21 protein-coding genes and 1 pseudogene are annotated in these 18,325 nt (G+C 69.0%); 8 read left to right on the top strand and 14 right to left on the bottom strand.

Annotation, left to right across the window (positions count from 1 at the left end; all coding sequences use genetic code 11):
• Position 1: 1 nt before the first annotated feature.
• From DR_RS16650 to DR_RS03805, 4 genes and pseudogenes are all read right to left on the bottom strand, one after another.
• Positions 2–732: pseudogene (locus DR_RS16650) on the bottom strand (TolC family protein).
• Positions 620–1,111, bottom strand: coding sequence for a TolC family protein (locus DR_RS16645; protein WP_234944673.1), 492 nt, complete (start codon positions 1,109–1,111; stop codon positions 620–622). The pseudogene DR_RS16650 and the gene DR_RS16645 overlap by 113 nt, the downstream one beginning before the upstream one ends.
• Entirely contained in the window at positions 1,087–1,485 is a 399-nt protein-coding gene (locus DR_RS16640) for a hypothetical protein (protein WP_234944672.1), read from the bottom strand. Before DR_RS16640 ends, DR_RS16645 begins: the two co-directional genes overlap by 25 nt.
• A 52-nt stretch (positions 1,486–1,537) precedes the next feature.
• A complete protein-coding gene (locus DR_RS03805) occupies positions 1,538–2,209 on the bottom strand; it encodes a TetR/AcrR family transcriptional regulator (RefSeq protein ID WP_034350382.1) in 672 nt (223 codons plus the stop codon).
• Positions 2,210–2,280: 71 nt separating this feature from the next.
• Here DR_RS03805 and DR_RS03800 point away from each other — a divergent pair, with 71 nt between their 5' ends.
• Entirely contained in the window at positions 2,281–2,499 is a 219-nt protein-coding gene (locus DR_RS03800; RefSeq protein ID WP_027479999.1) for a hypothetical protein, read from the top strand.
• Between the two features lie 3 nt (positions 2,500–2,502).
• Here DR_RS03800 and hisIE read toward each other — a convergent pair whose 3' ends face one another.
• On the bottom strand, positions 2,503–3,159 hold the full coding sequence (hisIE, locus tag DR_RS03795) for a bifunctional phosphoribosyl-AMP cyclohydrolase/phosphoribosyl-ATP diphosphatase HisIE (RefSeq protein WP_010887378.1): 657 nt from the start codon (positions 3,157–3,159) through the stop codon (positions 2,503–2,505).
• Positions 3,160–3,203: 44 nt separating this feature from the next.
• Positions 3,204–3,989 carry an imidazole glycerol phosphate synthase subunit HisF gene (hisF, locus tag DR_RS03790; RefSeq protein ID WP_027480000.1) on the bottom strand — a complete coding sequence of 262 codons (786 nt, stop codon included), beginning with the start codon at positions 3,987–3,989 and terminating at the stop codon, positions 3,204–3,206.
• A gap of 140 nt (positions 3,990–4,129) precedes the next feature.
• Between hisF and DR_RS03785 the strand changes: the two genes are divergently transcribed.
• Entirely contained in the window at positions 4,130–4,543 is a 414-nt protein-coding gene (locus tag DR_RS03785; RefSeq protein ID WP_010887376.1) for a response regulator, read from the top strand.
• 3 nt (positions 4,544–4,546) lie between these two features.
• On the opposite strand, the gene DR_RS03780 is transcribed toward DR_RS03785, so the two are convergent.
• A complete protein-coding gene (locus DR_RS03780) occupies positions 4,547–5,302 on the bottom strand; it encodes an SDR family NAD(P)-dependent oxidoreductase (protein WP_010887375.1) in 756 nt (251 codons plus the stop codon).
• A 94-nt stretch (positions 5,303–5,396) separates the two neighbouring features.
• Here DR_RS03780 and DR_RS03775 point away from each other — a divergent pair, with 94 nt between their 5' ends.
• Together DR_RS03775 and DR_RS03770 are read left to right on the top strand one after the other, a co-directional pair.
• A complete protein-coding gene (locus DR_RS03775; protein ID WP_051618825.1) occupies positions 5,397–6,080 on the top strand; it encodes an HAD family hydrolase in 684 nt (227 codons plus the stop codon).
• A gap of 85 nt (positions 6,081–6,165) precedes the next feature.
• Positions 6,166–7,077, top strand: a complete 912-nt coding sequence (locus DR_RS03770) for a carbohydrate kinase family protein (RefSeq protein ID WP_010887373.1) — start codon at positions 6,166–6,168, stop codon at positions 7,075–7,077.
• 60 nt (positions 7,078–7,137) lie between these two features.
• On the opposite strand, the gene DR_RS03765 is transcribed toward DR_RS03770, so the two are convergent.
• Both DR_RS03765 and DR_RS03760 read right to left on the bottom strand, forming a co-directional pair.
• On the bottom strand, positions 7,138–7,527 hold the full coding sequence (locus DR_RS03765) for an NADH-quinone oxidoreductase subunit 15 (RefSeq protein ID WP_027480001.1): 390 nt from the start codon (positions 7,525–7,527) through the stop codon (positions 7,138–7,140).
• A 119-nt stretch (positions 7,528–7,646) separates the two neighbouring features.
• Positions 7,647–8,885, bottom strand: a complete 1,239-nt coding sequence (locus DR_RS03760) for a hypothetical protein (RefSeq protein ID WP_010887371.1) — start codon at positions 8,883–8,885, stop codon at positions 7,647–7,649.
• A 358-nt stretch (positions 8,886–9,243) separates the two neighbouring features.
• On the opposite strand from DR_RS03760, the gene DR_RS03755 reads away from it, so the two are divergent.
• Positions 9,244–11,097: an AfsR/SARP family transcriptional regulator gene (locus tag DR_RS03755; protein ID WP_010887369.1), complete on the top strand. Its 1,854-nt coding sequence runs from the start codon at positions 9,244–9,246 to the stop codon at positions 11,095–11,097.
• Here DR_RS03755 and DR_RS03750 read toward each other — a convergent pair.
• The 3 genes from DR_RS03750 to DR_RS16455 form a co-directional block, all read right to left on the bottom strand.
• Positions 11,087–12,919, bottom strand: a complete 1,833-nt coding sequence (locus tag DR_RS03750; protein ID WP_034350387.1) for an alpha-amylase family glycosyl hydrolase — start codon at positions 12,917–12,919, stop codon at positions 11,087–11,089. The genes DR_RS03755 and DR_RS03750 overlap by 11 nt on opposite strands.
• 137 nt (positions 12,920–13,056) lie before the next feature.
• Complete coding sequence (locus DR_RS16460) at positions 13,057–13,326, bottom strand: hypothetical protein (protein ID WP_010887367.1); 270 nt, start codon at positions 13,324–13,326, stop codon at positions 13,057–13,059.
• The gene (locus DR_RS16455; protein WP_197480504.1) at positions 13,323–13,562 is read right to left on the bottom strand and encodes an SRPBCC family protein; all 240 of its coding nucleotides are present in this window, start codon (positions 13,560–13,562) and stop codon (positions 13,323–13,325) included. Before DR_RS16455 ends, DR_RS16460 begins: the two co-directional genes overlap by 4 nt.
• On the opposite strand from DR_RS16455, the gene DR_RS03740 reads away from it, so the two are divergent.
• Complete coding sequence (locus DR_RS03740) at positions 13,561–14,196, top strand: TetR/AcrR family transcriptional regulator (RefSeq protein WP_227085999.1); 636 nt, start codon at positions 13,561–13,563, stop codon at positions 14,194–14,196. The genes DR_RS16455 and DR_RS03740 overlap by 2 nt on opposite strands.
• A gap of 4 nt (positions 14,197–14,200) precedes the next feature.
• Here the strand turns inward: DR_RS03740 and DR_RS03735 are convergent, their stop codons facing one another.
• Together DR_RS03735 and panD are read right to left on the bottom strand one after the other, a co-directional pair.
• Complete coding sequence (locus DR_RS03735; RefSeq protein WP_010887364.1) at positions 14,201–15,559, bottom strand: HD-GYP domain-containing protein; 1,359 nt, start codon at positions 15,557–15,559, stop codon at positions 14,201–14,203.
• A gap of 141 nt (positions 15,560–15,700) precedes the next feature.
• Positions 15,701–16,063, bottom strand: a complete 363-nt coding sequence (panD, locus tag DR_RS03730) for an aspartate 1-decarboxylase (protein WP_010887363.1) — start codon at positions 16,061–16,063, stop codon at positions 15,701–15,703.
• Between the two features lie 332 nt (positions 16,064–16,395).
• Between panD and DR_RS03725 the strand changes: the two genes are divergently transcribed.
• Together DR_RS03725 and DR_RS03720 are read left to right on the top strand one after the other, a co-directional pair.
• Entirely contained in the window at positions 16,396–17,526 is a 1,131-nt protein-coding gene (locus tag DR_RS03725; protein WP_234944671.1) for a M17 family metallopeptidase, read from the top strand.
• A gap of 202 nt (positions 17,527–17,728) precedes the next feature.
• A complete protein-coding gene (locus DR_RS03720; protein ID WP_010887361.1) occupies positions 17,729–18,325 on the top strand; it encodes a sulfite oxidase-like oxidoreductase in 597 nt (198 codons plus the stop codon).

Genomic DNA, 18,325 nt, shown 5'->3' with positions numbered 1-18,325 from the left:
GTCATTCTCCGGTGGGGGTGAGCAGCAGGGGGTCGAGGTCGCCGGTCGCCTGCGCGAGGCTGAGAGCGGCGAGCGCCACCTGAGCGTCGAGGTTGGCGAGGGACGCGCGGGCCTGGGTCAGGGCGAGGTCGGCCTGCGCGACTTCCAAGGTCGTGCCGAGGCCGGCGTCCACGCGGGCACGGGCGTCACTCAGGCCAGTCTCGGCGCGGGCGAGCGAGGTCTGGGCGGCGCTGAGGCCGTCGCGGGCGTTTTCGAGGTCGGCGAACGCGAGCGGACTTCGAGTTCGACGCCTTGCCGGACACTGTCCACCGCAAGGGCGGCCTGTTCGGTGGCCGCCTGCGCTTGCGCGGTGGCCTGCGAGCGCCCACTGCCGAGTAGGGTGAAGGTGCCGCTGAGGTTGAGTGCCACGCCGGACGGCAGGGCGACTTCACGGGATGCGGGCGTTCCGTCCGGCCCCGGCGCGGTCACGCTGGTCGTCGGTTCCTTGAGCGGAAAGTTGAGCTGCCCCGAGACCGTGCCCGACTTGAGGCCGAAGCTGCCGCCCATCGTGCGTCCGCCGCTGCTGGCGAACTGGCCCGCCTGGACAGAGGCGGTGAGGTCGGGCAACTTCTGGTCGCGCTCAGCGGTGGCGAGGGCCGCTTGCGCGTCGGCCAACCCTGCCTGAGCGCGGGCGATTTCGGGGCGCCGGGCCAGAGCGCGGGCAATGAGCGCGTCGAGCGGCTGTCCCAGCACCCCCGCCGGAACGAGCGTGCTGACGGGCGCGTAGTCGGCCACGTTGCCAGACAGAGTCACGCCGCGCCCCAGCACCCGCGAGAAGCTGCGCGGCGGCAAGGGTCAGCCCCCGGCCCGCCTGTTCGGCCCCGGCGCGGGCCTGCTCGGCGGCGGCCTGCCGCTCCAGCAGCGCCACCTGCGGAATCAGGTTCTGCTCGCGCTGCTCCTGCGCGACTTTCAGCAGCGTTTCAGCCAGCGTGAGCTGCGCGGCGGCGAGCTGCTGGGCGGCGGCAGCGTTGCGGGCGTTCGCGTAGGCCTGAAGTGCTTGCACCGTCAGCGACGCCCGCGAGGAGCGCAGTTCGATGGCGGCGGCATTCAGCGCCCGCTCGGCCCCGCGCACGGTTCGCGCTGGGGCGACCAGGGCAGCACCGGCAGCGCGAACGACGCCGTAACGGTCGGAGTCAGCGCCCAGTCGCCCCCGTCCCAGGGCACCTTGCTGAGGCTGGCGCTGGCCCCGGCCTGCACGGTCAGCCCCGCGCGGGCACGGGCGCTTTGCAATTGCAGCTCGGCGGCACGGTAGGTCAGGTCGGCCCCCCGCCAGCCGGGCGACGTGCGGAGGTCTTGCAGCAGGCGCGGCAGGGTCAAAACGGCAGGCTGCACCGCGTTGACCGGAGCGCCAAGCGGAGCGGGCGGCGCCAGCGGGGGGGCGTCCTGCGCGGCGGCCAGGCCCAGCAAGGCAGGCAACAGCAGGGCGAGAAGGGGTCGGTGTCTCAAGGGCAACCTCACGGGAAGAAGCGGGGAAAGGCGTTAAGAAAGTAGCGGCTCATTAACTGACAGAGGTTTTACTGACTGAGAGGTCTTTGACCGGAGGCTCTCTGGCCGGGGAAGCCAGAGCAACAGACGCGGGCTGAAGCCCCGGCCACAGCAGGTCGAACAGCCCGCGCACGAAGCGTCCGGCGTCAATCGCCTCGCGCCCCGGCTGACGGGGAAGCAGGTGCTCGCGGTGGATGTACTGACCGATGGCGCCGACCACGCTCAGCGCGGCCACGTCGGCGTCGTGCGGGCGGACCCGGCCCAGCGCGGTTTCCTCGCGCAGGTAACGGGCCACCGCGTCGGCGTCGTGGCGCACCGGGTTGTCGAGGCGTTGTAGCAGCGGATTGTGTTCGGGACTGTAGCCCCGCGCGAACACGGCGGTAAGGTGGGGCAGGAGTTGCTTGGCCTCGGCGATGTGCGCGAGCGCCGCCTGTTCCAGATTGAGCCGCACGTCGCCCTGCCCCACCTGCGCGAGCAGCTCAGTGCGCCAGCGGGCGTACTCGTGCAGGCCCATCGCGGCCTCGAACAGTTCTTCCTTGGTCGCAAAGCGCTTGAACAGCGTGCCTTCCGACACCTCCGCCCGCCGCGCGATGGCCGAGGTGGTGGCCGACACCCCCTGTTCCAGAAAGACCTCACGCGCCGCCGCCAGCAGCCGTTCGTCGGTAATGGTGCGGGGCCTTGCCATAAGTGAGTATAGGCTCACTTATTCGGGTCAGGTCTGTGCCGTGGCGGACAGTTGCGCCTTATGCTCCCCCCATGACCCCCACCGACCCGCTCCCGACGCTGCTCGCCGCCGAGCCGTACTGGATTGCCCGCGCCATGCAGGAGCAGGGCAGCCGCTTCTACCGGGCGCTGGGGCAAGCGCTGGAGGCCGCCGACGCACAAAACCGCCGCCTCATCTACGCGACGTGGACGGCGGAATGCTGGGACTTTTATCAGCGGGGCGAACGACTGCGGGCAGCGGAGGAAGGCTGAAGTTCAGCCCACTTCCTTCGGCCCCTTCAGCCCGCTTTTGCCCTCGCGCCCTTGCAGCACGGCGGCCACGTCGGCGGGAGAGACGCCCACCTCGGCGAGGGCGAACAGCGTGTGAAACAGCAGGTCGGCGGTCTCGGTGGCGAGTTCGGCGCGGTCGGCGTTCTTGGCGGCGAGCAGGACTTCGCCCGCTTCCTCGCTGATTTTTTTCAGCACCCGGTCGAGACCCCCCGCGTGCAGCCGCGCCACGTAACTGCCCTCCGGCAGGGTGGCGAGGCGCTCAGTGATGGTCGCGTACACGCGCTCCAGCGTGCCGTCGAGTCCGGTGTCCGGTGCATCGTCTTCCAACAGGGGGCGGTAAAAGCACGAATATTCCCCGGTGTGACACGCCGGGCCGGTCTGTTCCACCCGGTAGAGCAGGCTGTCGCCGTCGCAGTCTACGTGCACGCTCACCACGCGCTGGGTGTGGCCGCTGGTCTGACCCTTGACCCACTGTTCCCCGCGTGAACGGCTGTAATAGGTCGCCTCGCGGGTGTCCAGGGTGCGCTCCACGGCGGCGCGGTCGGCGTAAGCCTGCATCAGCACCGCGCCGCTGCGGGCGTCCTGGGTGACGACGGGAATCAGGCCGCTGGGGTCAAAGTTGAGTTCGGACAGGTCGGTCATGGCACATCCTCCGTGGGGGCAAAAAGGTCAGCGGGCACGCGGTTTTATTCGGTAGCGCCCCGCCACTCGGGCCGCACCGGCACGCCCTGCGCGGCGAGGGAGGTCTTGACCTGCGGCACCGTCAGTTCGCCGAAATGAAAGACGCTGGCAGCGAGCGCGGCGTCGGCCTCGCCAGCGGTCAGTACGTCGTAAAAGTCCTGCACCTTGCCCGCGCCCCCGGACGCGATGACCGGCAGGTCCACCTCGCGGGCCACGGCGCGGGTCGCTTCCAGGTCGAAGCCGGCGCGGGTGCCGTCGGCGTCCATCACGTTCAGGCACAGCTCACCCGCCCCGAGTTCCTGGCCGCGCCGCGCCCACGCCAGCAGGTCCAGGCCAGTGTCCACCCGCCCGCCGCCGATATGGACGGTCCAGCCCTGCCCACCAGGGCGGCGCTTGGCGTCGATGCTGAGCATCACGCACTGCGCCCCGTAGTGGTCGCTCGCCTCGCGGATAAGTTCGGGCCGCTTTACCGCGCCGCTGTTCACGCTGATTTTGTCGGCCCCGGCGAGCAGCAGTTGACGAAAATCGGAGAGGGCACCCACTCCGCCGCCCACGGTGAGCGGCATCATCACCTGCTCGGCCACGCGGGCGGCCACGTCCAGCATGAGTGACCGGCCCTCGTGCGTTGCGGTGATGTCGTAGAAGACGAGTTCGTCGGCCTGTTGCGCCTCGTAGGCCTGCGCGAGCACCAGCGGGTCGCCCGCGTCGCGGTGATCCTCGAAAAAGCGCACGTTTTTGACCACGCGGCCATTTTGGACATCCAGGCAGGGAACGATGCGTTTGGCGAGCACGCCCCGCAGCATAGCGGCCCCGCGCCCGGCGCCGACGCGTTGTGCAGATCGGCAGAGCGTTTTTGACCCGCCGTCATGTCACAATGTGTTCACGAAACCTTGACTCTTCTTTTAGATAATGAGGTTCTGGAGGCCCACTCATGGACCACTGCTCGATCCTGCTGGTTGACGATAATCCGCACGATGTCGAACTGACCCTGCTCGCCCTGGAGGTGGGCAGCGGCGCCAAAGTCAAAGTCACGACCAGTGGCCGCGAGGCGCTCGACTTTCTGGAGCGGTGCGACTGCCCGGAGAAGCGGCCAGACCTGATCCTGCTCGACCTGAACATGCCGCAGATGAACGGCCTCGAAATACTCGACGCGCTGCGGGCGGGAGAAGAAACCCGCGACATCCCGGTCGTCATGCTCACCACCAGCAGTGAGGAGCGCGACCAGCAGGCGTCCTACGCCCACGGCGCGAACGGCTACGTGGTCAAGGCGTTCAATCTGGAACAGTTCGGCGAGGCGCTCGCTCAGATCAAGCGCCGCTGGCTGCCCGCACTGCGGCTGGGTTGAGGTTTAAACAGGCCGCCCCGCCATCATGAAACTGGCCGTCATGCCGCCGTCTACCGGCACAATGGCCCCGGTCAGGAAGCTCGCCTCGGGGCTGCCGAGGAAATACACCAGTTGCGCGACCTCACGCGGGGTGCCCAGGCGGCGCAGCGCGTGCAGGTCTTCGTAGTCGCGCCGGGTCTGCTCGGGGTCCCCGCTCCCGGCAATCGCCTGCAAGACGGCCTCGGTGGCAATCGCGCCGGGAGCCACCGCGTTCACCCGCAGGCCGCGCGGCGCGAGGTCGAGGCACATGGCGCGGGTCAGGTTAACGAGGCCGCCCTTGGAGGCGTTGTAGGCGGCGTTGCCCTGCTCGGCGAAGAGGCCCTGCACGCTGGCGACGTTGACTACCGCGCTGCCGGACGGAAGCAACTCGATAAGCTCGCGCGTGAGCAGCAGCGGCGCGGTCAGATTGACGTTCAGGGTACGGGCCCAGCCGCGTTCGCTGACCTCCAGCACACTGCCGTGCGCGTCCTGATAGGCGGCGTTGTTGACCAGCACGCTGACCTCGCCGTGTTCGCGCGCCGCCTTGAGGATGCGGGCGCGGCCAGCGGCGGTGGCGATGTCCGCCTTGACGCGGCGCTGGCCCCGCAGTACAGGCGGCAGGCTGAGGTCCACGCCGAGCACCGGGTGCCCGCGCTCCACGTACAGCTCGGCAATGGCCCGCCCGATGCCGCGCGCCGCGCCCGTCACGACCACCAGAGGAGAACTCGATTCGCTTGACATGGCCCCAGTGTGGGCAGGCCGCAGGTCTCCTTCCCCGTTCACTCAAGGTTTGCCGAAGTCCGGCCCCAGACGGCAAGGCGTAAGGTACGCCGGTATGCGCCTTGCCCCTCAAACGCCCCTGCTGCCCGCCGTCGAAGACCTGCGGGCGCTGCTGCTCGACCTCGATGGCACCCTGGCCGACTCCAACGGCGCCCACGCCCGCGCCTGGGTGGAGGCCCTGGCCGATGAGCAGATCACCCGCGAGGAAAGCGAGGTGCGGCCCCTGATCGGCATGGGCGGCGACCAGCTCGTGCCCGCGCTGACCGGCGAGAGCGACAAGAGCGACCTCGGCAAAGCGCTGGTGCAGGGCTGGCAGGACCATTTCGGGCCGCTGATTCCCGACATTGCCATGATTGGCGGCGCCCGTGATCTGCTCGAATGGGCGCACGACCAGGGGCTGAAAGTGGTGCTCGCATCGAGCGGCGAGGACGAAATCGTGGACGCGCTGCTCGAGCAGATCGGCGTGAGCGACCTCGTACCGGTGCGGGTGCGCTCCGACGAGGTGCAGCAGACCAAGCCCGAGCCCGACGTGTTGCAGGCCGCGCTCGCCAAGGCGGGGGTCAGCGCCGAGCAGGCCCTGTTCGTGGGCGACACCACCTACGACGCCCGCGCCGCCCGCGCTGCCGGCGTCGCCTGCGTGGTGCTGCGCGCTGGGGGCTCGCCGGGCCTGAGCACCGAAAGCCACGTGCTGAGCGACCCCGCCGAACTGCTGGCCGAACTGAAAAAAGCCACGAGCTGAGCGCCTCTCCCCTCCCCTGGCCCCCACGCCGGCAGGTAGGCCGGGGGTCTACCGCCTGGGGCCGGGGCGCCCGTATCCTGCGCGGATGACCTCTCTGCCCCTGATCGTGAGCGCGGGCGAAGCGCTGACCGACCTCGTGACCGCCGGGGGCAACACCTGGCACGCCCACCCCGGCGGCGCGGGCTGGAACGTGGCCCGCGCCTGCGCCCGCCTGGGAGTGCCGAGCGCCTTCGCGGGCGCGGTGGGGCAGGACAACTTCGGAGACGACCTGCACCGCGAGTCGCTGGAAGCGGGCCTCGACCCCCGCTTTTTGCAGCGCGTACCCGCCCCCACTCTGATGGCGGTGGTGTACAGCACCCGGCCCCCGCAGTACCGCTTTCTGGGTGAAAACAGCGCCGACCTGCACTTCGACCCCACCCGGCTCCCCGGCGGCTGGCTCGGCGCCGCCCGCTGGCTGCACGTAGGCGGCATCAGCCTCGCCCGCTGGCCGCTCGCCGACACGCTGCTCGGGGTCATCGAGGCGGCGCGGGCGGCAGGCGTCCGCATCAGTTTCGACCCCAACGCCCGCATTGCCCACCGTCACCCCGACTACCCGGCTGTGTTCGCCGCCGTGACCAAGCGGGCCGACCTCCTCAAGTTCAGTGATGAGGACCTCGCCTTTTTCTTCCCCGGCGCGAGCGAGGCGCAGGCGTTGCAGGAATTGCGCGGGCTCAATCCGCGCTGCCCCATTGTGGTCACGCGCGGGGCGGCGGGGGCGAGCCTGTACCACAGCGCCGGGCGGGTGGACCTGCCCACGGTGCCGGTGGAGGTTGCCGACACGGTGGGCGCGGGCGACAGTCTGTGTGCCGGACTATTGGTGAGCGCCACCGAGCGCCCCGACGCCCTGTGGACTGAGCACCTGCGCTTCGGGCTGGGGGCCGCCTCCGTGACCTGCGCTCATGCCGGGGCGTACGCGCCGACGCGGGAGGAAGTGGCGGCACTGAGCAGTGGGAAATGAAGGCAAAGTAGAAAAAGCGGGCGGAGAGACTGACTTTCCGCCCACTTCGCTCTGCTGTGGTTACACCGCCACAGTGCCGTTGCCGCGCATTACGCCGTCGAGCAGCACGCTCAGGCGCTCGCGGGTAAACGGGCGTTTGCCTTCGAGCAGGCCACCCGCGCCCGCGTGCAGGTGCCAGTGCTTGGAGCCGCCCATCAGGCGCAGGCTGATGCCGCCGAGGTCCACGTGGCGCGGGCTGACGGCGGCCACCAGCAGGGCCTGCCCATCCTGGCTGACATTCACACTCATGACGGTGGTCGGCAGGTCGTAGGGGCGCTCCATGCGGTAGATGTAGTCGGGAAAGTCGGCCACCTTGTCGATGCTCAGGCCGCGTGAGCGTGCCTCGTCGCCCAGCCAGCCCAGAAGTTCGACCCACTGCCGGTACAGCGCCGCCTTGTCTGCGTTTGCCATTTGAGGCAGTTTAACGTCCCGCAGCCACAATGTGCCCTCAGCGGCGAAGGGACACCCGGCACACAAAAACCAGAGCCGCGTCTCCGCGTTGGGAGACTCGGCCCTGGCCCCCGCCAGAGTTACTGGCTCAGCACGTAGCTGTTGCCGGTCTTGGGGTTGGCGACGTGCAGGGCGCCGTTGTAGTACAGGATGAACTCGTCGCGGCCCGGCAGCGCAGCCACCACCTGCATCTCGCTGCTGCGCCCGCCCGCCGAGCCGCTGAGGCTGCCCTTCCAGTCTTCGATGGCGGTGCGGTCGCCGGTCTTGGGGTCGATGATGGTCAGGAAGGGGCTCTCGAAGCCGACGTAGCCGGTGGTCGCAAAGACCTTGCCGTTGAAGGCCGGGGCGCCGCTGTAGCCCACGAACACGTCGTTCTTGCCGATGCGCTTGGCGGGCACGTTGTCGTGGCGGCTGATGAAGCGCCGCTCGCCGGTCCGGGTGTCGAACGACACCAGCGCGTCGATGCTCGGCCCGCCGACCACGGCGACGTTCTGGCCCTGCATGACCGTCCAGTAGCCCATGAAAGTCCCGAACGACGGCCCCGAGCCGGTTACGCTGTCGCCGCTGGCGGTGTAGCGGCTGACCCACTCGCACTTGCCGCCGGGCTGCACGCGCGCCAGGCCTTCTTTCTCGAAGAAGAAATACAGGTTCTTGCCGTCAGTCTCGAACGACCAACTGGGCTTGAAGCGCTCGCAGAGGGTCGCCTCGTTGATCCCCTGTTTCAGTTCGAGCGCCTTGATGGAGCGCGGCTCGGCGACGGGGTCGTAACCGTCGTCGGCCACCTTGTTGGCCCACACGATGTTGCGGTTGCCGGTCTTGGGGTCGATCTGCAAGACCTCGGTGCGCTCGGTGCTGCCCTTGTCCACCAGCGCGTAGATGGTGCCGCCGGGGCCGGGGCGCACGGCCCGCACCCGCCCGAGTTCGTACAGGGTGGCCTTCTCGCCGCGCGGACCGTTCCAGGCCACGCCGCTGCCCCGGCTGACGGTGGCGTCGAGCGCGCCGCTCACCAGTGTGCGGTTGCCCGTCGCCAGGTCCACGCGCACCACGCCGCCGAGGCGGTCCTTCTGCACCCCCACTTCCGAGGGCACGTAAAGGGCGTTTTCCTGGGCATTGACAAACCCGCTGCCCACCGACTCACCGAGGCCGCCGGTCAAAAACGGCCAGCCCTCGCCCACCGAGCCGCCAGCGTTGGCGCCTCCGCGAAAGGTGCAGCGGGCGTTCTGGGGCGTGCGGCTGCAATCCACGTCGGGCAGGCGCACACTCTGGGCGAGGGCCGGGGCACTGCACAGCAGACCGAGCGTCAGAATCTTTTTCAGCATGGAAGGGTCCTTTCTGCTTGGCGCGGCGGCTCAGAAGCCCCGCCGCGCCGGTTCAGTGAGAGGGAAAACCAGGCGCCAGCAGCTCATCTCCTGGCGCCAGCTTGCAGGTTCCGGGGGCGTCGGTGCGCTGGGGGAAACCTCCCTTGCCGGGCGGGGTGAGGCCCACCGGGGTGGGGGGTTCCAGTCGGCGGCCCTGTTCAGCTCGGCGCGGCAGCGGAGGGGCAGGGCAGCCGGTTCTGCCCGGGGGCTCCACTGCCCTGAAAAAGGCTCCGGCACTCCACAGTCTAGGAAAGCGGCTGTTTCCAAAGACTGAGCAGCCCCCGCCCGGCGCCGCGCCCAGGCCGGTAGACTGCCCGCCATGTCCGACCTTCGCGCCCTGGTGCTCTCGGGGCACATCGCCGAGGCTGCCGAAGTGCTGGCGAGCCTGACGGAGCCGCAAACGGCGGACCTGACCTGGGGCGGCTACGCCCTGCTCATTCTGGGTCAACGGCCTCAGGCCGAGCTGCTGCTGCGCCGCGCCTCCGCGCAGGGCGGCGTGCAGGCACGCATCTTCCTGACGGTGCTTGAACTCGAGCAAGGCGCCCTCGACCGGGCGCAGGCGCTGCTCGACGCCGCCGAGCCCGAACTGAGCGGCCCCGAGGAAGAAGCGATGTACTGGCGCGAGCGGGCGCGTTTGCTGACGGTGCGCGGGGAGAGCCGCGAGGCCGTGATGAACGCCGCGCTGCGCGCCTGGGACGCCTGCGCCCTGGCCGCCCCCGCGATTCAGGTGGCGGTGGCGCAGTACCTCGGTTTTCTGTGGACCTACTACGACGAGCCCGCCGCCGCGCTGCCGTACCTCGAATTCGCGCAGGAACAGGCCCTGCCGCACCAGCTCGACGCCGTGCGGCTGACCACCGCCGAGGCGCTGCTCGACGTGGGCCGCCCTGAAGAAGCTCGGCAGCAGTGGCAGGCCATCGAGTCGCCGCTCTACGCCTGGAACGCGCAGTTGCTGGAAGCCAACGACCTCAGCGTGCGGGGCGACGTGGCCGGGGCGCTCGCCCTGCTCGAAGACCTGAGCGCCGCGACCTGGCCGCACCCGCGCAGCGAAGTGGTCATTTTGCGGCAACTGCTCAGTGTGCAACTGTTGCTCGGCAGCCCGCAGTTCGGGGCCACGCTGGCGCGGGCGCGGCACCTGACGCTCACCCCCTACGACGAGCAGTTTCTCGATTCGCTCGAAGGGCTGGCCCTCGCGCGGGCCGGAGCGCCGGGCGGCCTCCCCTTGCTGCGGCGGGTGGCCGAGCAGCAGGAAGCGGCGGGGGCCGGGCAGGGCGCGGTGCTGACCCGGTTGGCGCTGGCCGCCTACGAGCCGCAAGCAACGGACGCCCACCTCGGGCGAGCGGCTGAACTCGCGGCGGCGCTGCCCCTGTCGCTGCGGCGCCGGCAGTTGCGGGCCGAGCAGTACGGCCCCCTGCTGAGCGGAGCGGTGACGGCTTTGCAGGCGCGGCCCCCCGGCGACGAAGCGCGGCAACTGCTGCTCAGCGAAACGCCGGGGCCGGCGCTGCGGCTGAGCACCCTGGGGCGCGGCGAGCTGGTACGCAATGGCGAGGCGGTGCGGCTGCGGATGACCCGTACGCCGGAAATCCTCGCCTACTTGCTGCTGAACGGTCCAGCCCGCTTGCCGGAACTGCTGCTTGACCTCTTCCCCGAGGTGCCCGCTGCCCGTGCTCAGAACTACTTTCACCAGCTTCGCAGCGACCTCGCCGCGCGGGTGCCCGAAGTCCAGATCACGTACCACAAAGGCACCCGGCTCTACCGCCTCGAAACGGCGGCCCCGCTGGTGTGGGACGTGGCGGAGGTGCGGGCGCACTTGCAGGGTGAGGACGTGGATGCCGGGGGACTCCTCGGCCTCTCCTTCGATCCTTTCCTGCCGCAGGCCGACAGCGAGTGGGCCGCGTCCTTCCGGCAGCAGCTCAGCGACGAGGTGGTGCAGGCAGGCATGACCGGCGCGCACGATCTGCTGCGGCGCGGGGAGGCGGAGAGCGCCCTGCGGCTGAGCGAGAAGCTGCTCGCCCTCGACCCGCTCAGCCCGGCCCTCCTCGCCCTGAGCGTGCAGGCCGAGGCCGCCGCGCACGGTCCCGACCACGCCCGGCAGCGGCTGCACCGCGCCCGGCAGGTGGCCCTTCAGGAGCTCGGCGAGGTGCCTGCCGAACTGACGGGAGACCTCAGCGACTGAGAGGCAAACTGAGCAGCAACTGCCCGCCCGCCGCGTCCAGCGTGACCTCTCCCCCGCCGAGCCGCTCGCCGCTCAGGGCGTCTTGCCACTCGCCCGCCGGGAGGGTGAAGGTCACCGGATGTGCCCCGGCCCGGCGGCTGGCGAGGGCGACCACCCGCTCCGCCGCGCCGTCCGGCCCGGTCACTTCGCGCAGGAAGGCGAGGGCGTCCGGCTCGGCGTGGATGAACTGAAGGGCCCCGGTGTGCAACACGGGCGTCTCGCGGCGAACCTTCACCAGAGCTTTGACATGGGCGAGCAGCTCCATGTCCCACCTCGCCTCGTCCCAGGGCATCGGCTCGCGGCACCACGGCATGTTGCCGTCGCGCGACTGCGAGAGGCCGATTTCGCTCCCGTAGTACAGGCACGGCACGCCCGCGTAGGCGAGCAGCAGCGTGAGTGCGGCGCGGTACTTGGTGCGGTCGCCCCCCAGCCGCCACAGCGCCCGCCCGATGTCGTGCGATTCGAGCAGGTTGAACATGTTCAGCGCGGCCTGCGGTGGCAGCGCGTGGTACGCATCCCAGAGAATTTCGGCGAGTTCAGTGCCGTCCAGGCGGCTCGGTTCGTTGAAATAGGTCGCGCCCGCCAGCCACTGCATCACCGGGAGGCCAAAACCGTGGTAGTTCATCGCGCCGTCTTCGCCCTGCCCGTCGAGCGCGAGTTCGGGGTCGTAGAAGCGCTCGCCGAACACGTAGGCGTCGGCCTTTTCCTGCCGCGCCGCCGCCTTGAGCACGCGGTGCAGCGCCAGATTGTCTTCCTCGGTGCCGCCCTTGCCGAGCATGTGCGCCACGTCCAGCCGCCAGCCCGCCGCGCCGCGCCGCAGCCAGTGCCGGACCACACTGCGCTCGCCGCTGAAAAACTCCTCCACCGCCCGCTCGTTGGCGTAGTCGATTTTGGGCAGCGTCGCCACGTCGAAAAAGGAGTGGTAGGGCGGCTTGCCCGGCGTATCGCGCCAGGTGAACATGGCCCGCTCGGGGGCGTCCTCGGCAGCGAGCGCGGCCTGAAACAGCGCGTTTTCGTTGCCCATATGGTTGAACACCCCGTCAAGGACGATGCGGATGCCCGCCGCGTCCGTCGCCTGCACCAGCGCGTCCCACGCGGCGTCCCCGCCGAGGTGGGGGTCAATGGCGCGGTAATCGGTGATGTCGTAGCGGTGGTTGCTCGGCGAGGTGAAAATCGGCGTGAGCCACAGCCCGGTCACGCCGAGCGCCTGCAAATACGGCACCGCCTGCGTGATGCCCGCGAGGTCGCCGCCGTAGTGCCCGTGAATATCGCCCCAGGCGTCAACCGGGTGCGTCCACTCCACCTTTTCCACCGGGCGGCCTTCGTACAAGTATTCGCCGGTCTGCACGTCGTTCGTGGAATCACCGTTGCGAAAGCGGTCGGGGAAAATCTGATAAAAGACCGACTTCCAGGCCCACTCGGGCGCCTGATAGCCCGCGAGGTACTGAAACCACGAGCGAAAGCCCCGGCGCGCGTGGTGCAGCCCCAGCCGGGTCAGGTTGAGGTGGTCGCCAGGCAGGTCGAGGTGCCAGGCGTAGCGCACGCGGGCCTCGTGCAGCGGCAGGTCGGCCTCGAACCAGCGGCCTTCGCCCTGCAAGCCCGTCACCTCGCGGGCGGGAAGAGTCTCGATTTCACCGATCTGCACGACTTTGAGCCGCACGCCCAGGACCGGCAGGGTGGTCCGCAGCCGCACGCGGACGTGCCCGCCGAGGAGCGCACCGAGGCGTTCGGTGTAACCGGGGGTGTGGTCGTGCTGGGCACTCAGGGTGGCGGTGGGGTACATAAGAACTCCTTGGATGAGGGGGCAAAACGAAGCTCCGGCACGGCCTGCCGCGCAAAGTCGCGCTGGGAGGTCGTGCCGGAGGGGGCAAGCGTTGCCTTTGGATTTGCAAGCCAGTGTGGGGGAAAAGGGCAGCGCGGTCAAGGGCGCGGCAGCCGCTCGGCGCGGGCGCCAAGCGCCGCGTTCACCTGCGCGTAGTCGGGTTCGATGTTCCGCCGCAGCCAGCCACGCACGAAGGGCACCAGCACGCCCCGGAAGTGCTCGCCGTGTTGCAGGCGGGTTTGGCCCCCTGGCAGCGCTGTGAGCTGGAAATAATGCTCGCCGTCGAACAGCCGGGGCACCCCGACCTGACCCAGCCAGCGCAGTTCGCGCCCCGGTTGCGCCGTCAGCACGCGGGGCCGGAAGGTCATCTCCCGCCCGGCCCCCGGTTCACGAATTCGATGGTCGCCCCCGGACGCAACTCGCCGCTCAAGCGCACGATGACCGGGTTCCACTCGGCATAGGCCGCCGTATCGGTGAGGACTTCCCATACGCGTTCGGGTGAAGCATTCACTACGGTTGCGGCCTCCACGTCGTGCCGCTGCCCGGCGGCCCAGGCCATTAAACCGAGCAAGCCCATCCCAAGAAATACAATGTTCGTTTTCATGGTGAACACTGTACGTTTTCAAGCACAGGCCGTCAAGACGTACACTGTTCGCTCGATGCCCTATCCCGCCAAACTGTCGCGTGAAAGCGTGCTGGACGCCGCCCAACAGCTCGTGGAGGAGCAGGGGGCCGAAGCGCTGACGATGCGGACCCTCGCCGAGCGGCTGGAGGTGCGCCCCAGCAGCCTTTACCGGCATTTCGCCCACCGGGAGGCCCTGCTGTGGGCCATCGGGGAGCAGGCAGCGCGGGGGCTGCAACAGGCCCTCCAAGATGCTGCCGCTGGGCAGCCCGCCCGCCCGGCGCTCGACGCGGCGGCGCGGGCTTACCTCGCTTATGCCCGACAGCACCCGCACCTCTACGCCTTGCTGCTCACCACACCGCCCGAACTGACCCCCGAGCAGTTGGCAGCGAGCGCCGGCAAGCACCTCTGGAACACGCTGCTTGCCCTGGTCGGCTCACTCAGCGGCAACCCCGACGACACCCCGAATGCGGTGGCCCTGTGGACCTTTTTGCATGGCTACGCGGAACTCGAACGCAGTGGGATGTTCGGCGCGAGCGGACCGCAGGGTGGGCTGGACATCGGCCTGAACGCGCTGTTGGGGCAGATGGAGGGCGAAGCGCCGGCCAAAACCTGACGCCTCAGTGCACCAGCCGGGCGTCGTCCTGCTCGGCCATCAGGTAGAGGAACGCCTCCACATACTGCGGGTCGAAATGGGCTCCGGCCCCGGCGCGAATCTCCTGCAAGGCGCGCTCGGGGCTCCAGGCGGACTTGTAGGGCCGCTCGCTGGTTAGGGCGTCGTACACGTCCACGATGCTGAAAATGCGCGCCGCGTCGGGAATATTGTCGCCGCGCAGGCCCGAAGGGTAGCCGGTGCCGTCCCAGCGCTCGTGGTGGTAACGCACCAGGTCGAGCGTCTCGGCGGGCAGAAAGTGGAGGTCTTGCAGCATCTCGTAGCCGACCGTGGTGTGCGAACGGATGACCTGTTTTTCCTGGTCGTCGAGCGCCCCATTCTTGTGCAGAATCCGGTCGGGAATAGCGATTTTGCCGAGGTCGTGGAGGTAAGCGCCCCAGCGCAGTGCCCGCACCTGCTCCTCGTCCCAGCCGAGGCGCTGGGCCAGCCGGGTGGCGAGGCCGACCACCCGTGCGGTGTGCCCGCCGGTTTCGTCGTCGCGGCGTTCCAGGGCCGCGCCCAGCGAACGCAGGGTGAGGTCGTTGGCTTCGCGCAGGTTGCGGTTGGCGCGCTCCTGGCCAAGCTGCGCGCCGAGCAGCCGGGCAAACGACTGCACCACACCGCGCTCCTCGGCGGAAAAAGGCTGCGGCGTGGGCCGGGCCAGGATTAGCAGGCCCAGATGAGTAGAATCACGGCCATACACCTCGGCCACGAGGTAACTCTGGCGCTCGGCGCGGCTGAGCAGGGCGAGCACTTCCTCGGCGACCCAGTGATCGGCCTGCACCGAGCGGCTGTCATTGTCGCTGGGGTAGACCGGCTTGTTCAGGAACGTGTTGAACGCTCCCTGCGCGGCCATCACATACGGCGTGCCCTGACGGTAGGCCACGAACGCGAGGTTGGGCGCCACCTGCAACTTCACCAGAATATTCAGCCCGGCGCGAATGATGGCCTCGTCGTTGCGGGCCTCGTTGAGGCGCTCGGAGCCGGTGCGCAGGGCGTCCACGACCTTGCGCCGCCATTCCAGCTCCTGCTGCTGACTCTGGTCACGCAGCAGCAGCCACGCCAGCGCCACGATAGTGAGCAGCCCCCCCACCAGCATCTCGACGGTGGGGGGCTCTTTGCCGGGAAGCGCCAGCGACGCCAGGAACGCCAGCGGATACACCAGAAGCGCCGCCCAGCGCCAGATTCCCCGGAAACTGAGCGACACCACGGCAATCAGCAGCGCCGCCCCGCTCATCAGCCCCTGCTGGTCGTGCGCTACCGCGTATCCGACAGCCACGAGGGCCAACAGCAGCAGTAAAAACAGCAAGGGGCGAGGCGAAAACACGACTGAGAGTCTAGCATCCGAAGGCGGAGACCTAAGCAGCGGTGACTACGCTTGACGCCCCCACTGCGGCGGCATTTTTACCGATGATTTGTCAGTATCGGCAGCAAAACTGAGGCAGGCCGCCAGAGCGATTCCGAACGCTTAGACGGGTTGCAGCTCCAGCAGACGGTTCTTAGCGTCCACCAAAACCACCTTCGGTTCCAGCGTCCGTGCCTCTTCCTCGGAGAAGTTGCCGAACGCCGCGATGATCACCATGTCGCCGGGGCGCATCAGGTGGGCCGCCGCGCCGTTGATGCCGATCACGCCGCTGCCGCGCGGGCCGCTCAGGGCATAAGTGTGCAGGCGGTTGCCGTTGGTGATGTTCCAGATGTCCACCTTTTCGTTGACCAGGATATCGGCAGCGTCGAGCAAATCCTGATCGATGGTCACGCTGCCCACGTAATCCAGATCTGCCTGGGTTACGGTCGCGCGGTGAATCTTGGCCCTGAACATGATGCGTTCCACGGGGGCGGATTGTAGTGCCTGAGATGGGGGCCGCAGTGTGTCCCGGTTCCGGCTCGTTTCATTATGTTCCCCGTTCTCAGCCTGCGGTCTCCGTGCTTTACTCGGCCCATGCAACTCACAACCCAGCCGCAGTCGCCCGACCTCACCCTGCATTTCGCCGCCAGCACGGACGCGGCGGGCCGTCTGGGACGTGGCCTCAAGCCCGGCGAAGTTCGCCTGAGCACGCGCGGCGAGGAAAGCGACGAAGCGCTGGCCCTTGCCCCCACCAATGCCGCCGACGCCCGCGAAGTAGGCCGGGCGCTGGCAGAGCTGGCCCGCAAACTGAGCGCGAAGTGCTGCGCGTGGAGGCCTGCGAGTTTCCCGCCGCGCTGGCGAGCGCCGCCGCCGTGGCTGGCTGGCAGGACCGCCGTTACAAGGGGCAGGCGGCGCAGGACGAGGAGACCGAGTCAACCGGAGAGATGCAACTGCACGTCAGCGGCCTGAGCGCCGAGGAGCAGCAGCGCACCGAGGGCCTGTTGCGCGGCGTGACCTTCGCCCGCGAGCTGACGAGTGCGCCTGCCAACGTGCTCAACCCCGCCACCCTGGCACGCGAGGCGCGGGGGCTGGCGAGCGAGCACCTGCAAGTCGAAATCTGGGACGAGTCGGACATCCAGGCGCGCGGCATGGGCCTGTTGCTGGCGGTGGCGGCGGGCAGCGACCTGGGGCCGCGCCTGATTCGGCTCACCCTCCCGGCGCGGGGCGAAAAACGCCGGGTCATCGCGCTCGTCGGCAAGGGCATCACTTTCGACACCGGCGGCTACTCGCTCAAGACCTCGGCGGGCATGTACGGCATGAAAAACGACATGGGCGGCGCGGCGGCGGTGCTGGGGGCAATGGCGGCCCTCGCCGAGCTGCGGGAGCAGGTGCCGGAGGGCGTGGAGGTCCGCGCCTACGTCGCCGCCGCCGAGAACATGGTCGGCCCCCGCGCCATGCGCCCCGGCGACATCTACCGCGCCGCCAACGGCAAGACGGTGGAAGTCACCAACACCGACGCCGAGGGCCGCCTCGTGCTGGGCGACGCGCTGACGGTGGCCTGCGACGAGGGCGCGACCGAGGTGATCGACCTCGCCACGCTGACCGGCGTGAAGGTCTCGGCGCTCGGCAACGACATGGCCGCGCTGTTTTGCAATGACCGCGCCCTCGCCGCCGGGCTGGAGCAGGCCGCCGAAAGCGCCGGGGAAATGGTCTGGGAGCTGCCGCTGCACCGCCCTTACCTGCGCGGCTACCAGAAAAACACCCTGGCCGACCTGAAAAACAGCGACATGCAGCCCGCCGGAGCGAGCATCAAGGCCGCGCTCTTTTTGCAGGAGTTCGTCACCCGGCCCTGGGCACACCTCGACATCGCCGGCAACGCCGAAAAAGACAGCGTGGCGACCGGCTGGGGCGTGGGCACGCTGGTGGAGTACGTGCTGGCGCAGGGCTGATCCCACTCTGAAAAAGAGTTTGCTTATGCGAGCTCTTTTTCCAAACGGAGTGAGTCAGAGAAAATACGGGTCTGGACGGCGCGAAGGAGAGTTCAGACCCGTATGAGCTTTACCCAGGCAGTGTGGGGCAGGGCCGCCGGATTAACCCTCTCCCCTGCCCCCGCTTCATCCCGCCGCCGCTTGTGGGCGGTTTAGTGGAGGGATGCTCGGCAAGTTTTTCAAGAAACCGGCGGACGACATGGGCGGGCGCATTCCACCCGGTCAAACGCTGACCACCCGTTTTCCGGTGCTGACCTACGGCCCGGCGCAGCACTACGCGCCGCAGGACGTGCAGCTCCGCATCAGCGGGCTGGCGGGGGCGCGCACCTTCGGCTGGGCCGACCTGCTGGCGCTGCCGCAGACCACCTTGACCTACGACATCCACTGCGTGACCCACTGGAGCAAGCTCGACACGACCTGGACCGGCGTGCGGGTGACCGACCTGCTGGCGGTGCTCGACGTGGACCCGCGCGCCACCCACGTCATGCAGCGCAGTGTGGGCGGTTACACGACCAACCTGTCCCTTGAAGACTTCGCCCGGCCCGAGAACCTGCTGGCGCACACCTTCGACGGGCAGCCGCTCGCCGCCGAGCACGGTGGCCCGCTGCGGCTGGTCGTGCCGCACCTGTATTTCTGGAAGTCGGCCAAGTGGCTCACCGAACTGGAGTTCATGGCCGCCGACGCGCCCGGCTTCTGGGAGAAAAACGGCTACCACATGCGCGGCGACCCTTTTCAAGAGCAGCGCTATGACGATGATTGA

The organism is Deinococcus radiodurans R1 = ATCC 13939 = DSM 20539, assembly GCF_000008565.1.
Classification (GTDB): domain Bacteria; phylum Deinococcota; class Deinococci; order Deinococcales; family Deinococcaceae; genus Deinococcus; species Deinococcus radiodurans.
The sequence above is the reverse complement of the archived record's forward strand: the minus strand, read 5'-3'. Positions and strand labels throughout refer to the sequence as shown.

Excerpts from the sequence above, each read along its gene's own strand:
- DR_RS03760 (WP_010887371.1), bottom strand. The coding sequence starts at position 8,885 with ATGCTGAAAAAGATTCTGACGCTCGGTCTGCTGTGCAGTGCCCCGGCC.
- DR_RS16455 (WP_197480504.1), bottom strand. The coding sequence starts at position 13,562 with ATGAAAACGAACATTGTATTTCTTGGGATGGGCTTGCTCGGTTTAATG.
- DR_RS03800 (WP_027479999.1), top strand. The coding sequence starts at position 2,281 with ATGACCCCCACCGACCCGCTCCCGACGCTGCTCGCCGCCGAGCCGTAC.
- DR_RS03775 (WP_051618825.1), top strand. The coding sequence starts at position 5,397 with ATGCGCCTTGCCCCTCAAACGCCCCTGCTGCCCGCCGTCGAAGACCTG.
- DR_RS03750 (WP_034350387.1), bottom strand. The coding sequence starts at position 12,919 with ATGTACCCCACCGCCACCCTGAGTGCCCAGCACGACCACACCCCCGGT.
- DR_RS03755 (WP_010887369.1), top strand. The coding sequence starts at position 9,244 with ATGTCCGACCTTCGCGCCCTGGTGCTCTCGGGGCACATCGCCGAGGCT.
- DR_RS03740 (WP_227085999.1), top strand. The coding sequence starts at position 13,561 with ATGGTGAACACTGTACGTTTTCAAGCACAGGCCGTCAAGACGTACACT.
- DR_RS03780 (WP_010887375.1), bottom strand. The coding sequence starts at position 5,302 with ATGTCAAGCGAATCGAGTTCTCCTCTGGTGGTCGTGACGGGCGCGGCG.
- DR_RS03805 (WP_034350382.1), bottom strand. The coding sequence starts at position 2,209 with ATGGCAAGGCCCCGCACCATTACCGACGAACGGCTGCTGGCGGCGGCG.
- DR_RS16460 (WP_010887367.1), bottom strand. The coding sequence starts at position 13,326 with ATGACCTTCCGGCCCCGCGTGCTGACGGCGCAACCGGGGCGCGAACTG.
- DR_RS03765 (WP_027480001.1), bottom strand. The coding sequence starts at position 7,527 with ATGGCAAACGCAGACAAGGCGGCGCTGTACCGGCAGTGGGTCGAACTT.
- hisIE (WP_010887378.1), bottom strand. The coding sequence starts at position 3,159 with ATGACCGACCTGTCCGAACTCAACTTTGACCCCAGCGGCCTGATTCCC.
- DR_RS03785 (WP_010887376.1), top strand. The coding sequence starts at position 4,130 with ATGGACCACTGCTCGATCCTGCTGGTTGACGATAATCCGCACGATGTC.
- DR_RS03770 (WP_010887373.1), top strand. The coding sequence starts at position 6,166 with ATGACCTCTCTGCCCCTGATCGTGAGCGCGGGCGAAGCGCTGACCGAC.
- DR_RS03720 (WP_010887361.1), top strand. The coding sequence starts at position 17,729 with ATGCTCGGCAAGTTTTTCAAGAAACCGGCGGACGACATGGGCGGGCGC.